We start from the raw sequence: 4,874 nt of genomic DNA on the forward strand, positions 1-4,874 counted from the left end.
TGCTTCCATCCGTCCATCGCATCCCCCGTCATGGTGTCACCGCCACGGTCACCTCGACCCGGGCACGCTCGAGCGCGCGGGCGAGCGGGCCGGAAGGCGCGCGGTCGGTCACCAGGCGGCCGATCTCGGCCCAGCGCGCCCAGAGCGAGAGGGCCTGCTGCTCGAACTTGGAATGGTCGGCGACGATCACCGTCTCGGTCGCCCGGCGCAGCATGGTCTTATAGACCGAGGCGGCCAGGGGTTCCGCCTCCGAGACCCCTTCGGTGGTGATGCCGGAAGCGCCCAGGATCGCCCAATTGGCGTAATAGGATTGCAGGAACTCGTTGGTTTCCGGCCCGGCCAGATTGCCTTCGCGCCCGTTGTAACGCCCGGGCGCCATGATCACCGTGATGGTCGGATTGGCGGCCAGCACGGTCGCCACGCCGAAGGCATGGGTGATCACGGTGAGGTCCCGGCAGACCGCGGCGATACGGCGGGCGACATGGGTGGTGGTGGCACCGCCGCCGATCACCAGGACGTCGTTCGGCCGGATCAGCAGCGCCGCCGCCTTGGCGATGGCTTCCCGTTCCGGCACCATCATGCGGTGGCGTTCGGCGACCGTGGGTTCGGTGCCGAGGGGACGCGCGGCGCCGCCATAGGTCCGGTTGATCAGGCCCCGCTCGCCCAGTTCGAAGAGGTCGCGGCGGATCGTCTCGGTCGAGACGTCGAGGGCCGCCGCCAGTTCCGAGACGCGGAGCGTGGCCGACGTCATCAGCTCCTTGACGATATGCTCGTGCCTGGCCCGCTTGCCGAGGCGGCGCGGCGCCTGTTCGGATCCGCTCATCGCCCCTCCTGCCGCCGCCGGTAGAGATAGACCACGAGGCCGCCGAGGCCGAGCGCGAGGGCAGCACCGAGCGTGCTCATCGTGCCCAGCGCCGGCACCATGGGCGTATAGCCGGCCACCATCTTGGCGTAGAGCCATTTGGGGATCGTCGAGTCCGCGCCGGCCGTATAAAGCGAGAGCGGGAAATTGCCCCAGGAGAGCAGGAAGGCGAACAGCATGCCGGACCAGATCCCGGGCCAGAGCAGCGGCAGCGTGATCTCGCGGAACACCTGGAAGCGTGTGCAGCCGAGATCATAGGCCGCTTCCTCCAGCGTCGGGTCGAAACCATAGACCTGGATTGCGATCACCAGCGTCACCACCGGCACGATCCAGACCATATGGGCGAAGACCGCCGTGATCCAACTGGTCTGGATGCCCAGCGCCGAAAACCAGAGCAGCAAGGCGAGGCCCAACACGGGCTGGGGAAAGAAGATCGGCAAGAGCACGATCTTCTGGAACAGCCGCCGTCCCTTCCACTCGTAGCGGGCGAAGGCGAGGGCCCCGAAGAAGGCGATCACGACCGAGAGCAGGGTGACCGAAAGGGCGACCGTGAAGGAGGTCCGGGTCAACATGCCGATCTCGAAGGAGTCGAGCGTCTTCTCCCACCATTCGATCGAATATTCCCGGACCGGAAAGCCGAAGTAGCGGCCCTTGGACAGGCTGGCCAAGGCACCGCAGACGATCGGCAGATAGATCGCGATCACCACGATCGCAGTCCACACGCTGATGAAAAGGGCGTTCCGCTTCTGCGCTTGGTTCATCTCAGCGCCTCCCCAGCAGGCGGTCGAGGTCGAGCCGGCCGAAGACGGCGAGCGTCAGCACCGCGATGAAGCCGGTGATCACCACGGCGAGGGCGGAACCGAGCGGCCAGTTCTGCGAATAGGTGAAGGCGATCTCGATGTCGTGGGCGATCACGATGACCGACTGGCCGCCCAGGATCTTGGCTTCCGCAATGGCGCCGATGCCGAGCACGAAGGTCAGCAGCATGCCGATCAGAATGCCCGGCATGGCCAGCGGCAATTCGATCTCGCGCCAGATCTGGAACCGCCCGGCGCCCAGGTCGCGCGCGGCATCGATCAGGTCACCCGGCACCATGGCGAGGCCGAGCGTCATCGGGAAGAGCATGAAGGGCAGATAGGTATAGAGCATGCCGGCCAGGATCATGCCCGGCGTGAACAGGACGTCCGGCCCGCCCTCGAAACCGAACGCCTTCAGGCTGCCGTCCAGCACCCCGTTCTTGATGAAGAAGAGGACCCAGCCATAGAGCCGCACATTCTCCGACACGAAGAGTGGGAAGACGAAGAGGATGGAGACCAGGGACGACCAGCGCCCGAACACCCGGTTGAGACCATAGGCGATCGGATACGCGAAGATCGCGAGCAGCACCACGGTCGCCAGCGCGAACAGGCCGGACCACAGGAAGGAGAGCCAGACCGTATTCTCGACGTCGAAGATGCCGGCGTAATTCTCCAGCGTGAAGGAGGTGAAGACGTCGAAGCTGCGCGGGGTCGCGAAGGAATAGGCGACGATGGCGACCAGCGGCGCCGCGAAGCCGAGCAGCAACAGCAGACCCACGGGAATGGCGCTGCGGGTGCCGGCGGTGGGCAGACGGAACGCCATGCTCAGTTCCCCACCACGATCGCGTCCCGCGCATCGAAGCCGAGGCGCACGGTGGCATCGATCTGCAGGGGCGCGAGACGGCCGCGCGGCACTTCGACCAGCATCACCTTCTGCCCGACATGGACCTGGTACTGCAGCCGCGAGCCCAGGGAATATTCGTTGTAGATCTTGCCTTCCAGGCAATTGTCCGCCCCCTCCCCCTCGGCCAGGAGGCGCATGAATTCGGGGCGGACGACGACGAAGGCGCGTTCCGCCGCCGTATCCTTGGGCGGCGTGATGCGGTAGGTGCCGGGCAGGTCGACGCCGGTCCAGGCGCCGTCGGCCCCGCGGGCGACCTCGATCACATTGACCTCGCCGACGAACTCGGAAACGAAGCGATCCGCCGGCTCGGCATAGATCTGTTCCGGCGTGCCGACCTGCACGAGGCGGCCGGCACGCATCACGCCGATCCGGTCGGACATCACCATGGCCTCTTCCAGGCTGTGGGTGATGTAGATGAAGGTCTTGCCGGTCTCGCGGTGCAGGTCCTTCAATTCCTTCTCGAGGACCTTCTTCAGCTTGTAGTCGATCGCCGACAACGGCTCGTCGAAAAACAGCACTTCGGGGTCGTAGGCGAGCGCCCGGGCCAGCGCCACGCGCTGCTTCTCGCCGCCCGAGCATTTCATCACGTTCTTACCGTGATAGCTCTCGGGCAGACGAACCACGCGCATCAGTTCGAGCGCGCGGGCCTTGCGCGTTTCCTTGTCGACACCGCGGACCTTCAGGGGGAATTCGATGTTGTCGCCCACCGTCTTGTGCGGGAAGAGCGCCAGCGACTGGAACACCAGGCAGGTCGGCCGCTTGTTCGGCGGCACGTCGTTGATCAGTTCGCCGTGCAGGGTGATGTTGCCCTCGCTCGGCACATCCATGCCGGCGAGCATGCGGAGAAGCGTGGTCTTGCCCGAGCCGGAGGGGCCGACGATGGTCAGAAATTCGCCCTGGCGGACGTCGAGGTCGATCCGGTCGACGGCGACGAAATCGCCGAAAGTCTTGCGCACGCCGACCAGCTGGAGGATCGGCTTCGGTTTCTTCGCGTCGTCGGACATGACCCCTCACGCATTACATAGGAATGGGTGCCGCGCCGAAAGGGCGCGGCACCGGTGCCTCAGCCGCGAACGCGCTTGGCCGCGTTCATGATGTCCAGCGCCTTGTCGTAGTCGGGCACGATGTCATATTCGATCGAACGCGCCATTTCCTCTTCCAGGCTGTCCCACTGGATCGCTTCGAGTTCCTTCGGCGTGAAGAGCTTGAAGCAATCCGGATTGCCCATCTGGGCGACCGGGTTGTAGGTGCCTTCGGCGAAGGCCACGGTATGGGCCACGTCCGGCGCCTGGACATATTCCAGGAATTCGAGGGCGAGCGGCGACGGCGTCGGATTGTTGACGAGCGAGGTCACTTCGATCCAGGAGATGCCGCCCTTGCCGCCCGCCATCGGCCCCTTCAGCGGTGTGATGCCGCGAAGCGCCGGATAGCCGTCGGCCCGGGCAGGCGAGACCGAATAGGTGCCGCCGGTCAGATGCAGGTCGATCTCGCCCGAGACCAGGGCCTGGTTCATGGTCGCGATGTCGCCGATCATCTTGGCGCCCTTGAAGACCTTCTTCGCGGTCGTCTCGAAGGTCGCCAATTCGGCATCCGTATGGACCTTGAAGGGATCGATTCCGGCGATCACGAAGATACCGAAAACGTTCCAGTCGTCCGATTCCAGGATGCCGTATTTGCCGGAAAGTGCGGGATCGTTGAACAGGTCCCAGCCGGTGTCTTCGGCCGTCTTGCGCGAGATCTTGTCGGTATTGACCACGAAGCTGTAGGGCCCGAAGCGCTGGCAGGAGCCGAGCAGTTCGGTCCCCGTGTCGTCCATCGCCCACTTATAGGGCGGCTTGAACATGGGCAGCATCTTGGCGAAATAGGGCTCGAAGGTCGCGCGCGGCAGCGCCTTGATCAGCTTCTCCGGCCACATGATCTTGCGCGCCCAGGGATTGTTGACGTTGATCAGGTCCCAGGTCGCGATTTCGCCGGCGCGCAGGCGGTTGATCATGGTCGGGTCGTTGGTCAGGCTCTCCGCCTTCACCGTGGCGCCCTTCTGGGCCCGGAAGGGGTCGAGCACCTGGGCCGAGTTGTAGCCCTCCCAACAGAGAATGTTCAGTTCCTTCTCGCGCGCAGCGAAGGCCGAGCGCGCCATCGCCATGGGGCCGCCGGCAGCCAGCGCACCGGCCGCCATGCCCTTCAATACGGAACGCCTGGAGAGAGTCATGAGCCTGCCCTTTCGCTGATCGGATGCAGCGGACAACCCGCGGATGCGTCACAAATGTTGGACTTGTGACCGACTGTGTTGGAGCTTAAGGGGGCGTTTGAG

General features: G+C 64.9%; 5 protein-coding genes. All 5 read right to left on the reverse strand.

The window, feature by feature from the left end; all coding sequences use genetic code 11:
• Positions 1-28: 28 nt before the first annotated feature.
• Genes WC493_RS21585 through WC493_RS21605 form a run of 5 tightly spaced genes read right to left on the reverse strand, consistent with a single transcriptional unit; the run spans position 29 to position 4,772 of the window.
• Positions 29-823, reverse strand: coding sequence for a DeoR/GlpR family DNA-binding transcription regulator (locus tag WC493_RS21585; RefSeq protein ID WP_373068402.1), 795 nt, complete (start codon positions 821-823; stop codon positions 29-31).
• Positions 820-1,623, reverse strand: a complete 804-nt coding sequence (locus WC493_RS21590; protein ID WP_373068404.1) for an ABC transporter permease — start codon at positions 1,621-1,623, stop codon at positions 820-822. Before WC493_RS21590 ends, WC493_RS21585 begins: the two co-directional genes overlap by 4 nt.
• 1 nt (position 1,624) lies before the next feature.
• On the reverse strand, positions 1,625-2,482 hold the full coding sequence (locus tag WC493_RS21595; protein ID WP_373068406.1) for an ABC transporter permease: 858 nt from the start codon (positions 2,480-2,482) through the stop codon (positions 1,625-1,627).
• A gap of 2 nt (positions 2,483-2,484) precedes the next feature.
• Positions 2,485-3,567: an ABC transporter ATP-binding protein gene (locus WC493_RS21600; protein ID WP_373068408.1), complete on the reverse strand. Its 1,083-nt coding sequence runs from the start codon at positions 3,565-3,567 to the stop codon at positions 2,485-2,487.
• Positions 3,568-3,626: 59 nt separating this feature from the next.
• Complete coding sequence (locus WC493_RS21605) at positions 3,627-4,772, reverse strand: PotD/PotF family extracellular solute-binding protein (protein ID WP_373068410.1); 1,146 nt, start codon at positions 4,770-4,772, stop codon at positions 3,627-3,629.
• Positions 4,773-4,874: the final 102 nt, after the last annotated feature.

Source organism: Zavarzinia sp. (assembly GCF_041650655.1).
GTDB lineage: Bacteria > Pseudomonadota > Alphaproteobacteria > Zavarziniales > Zavarziniaceae > Zavarzinia.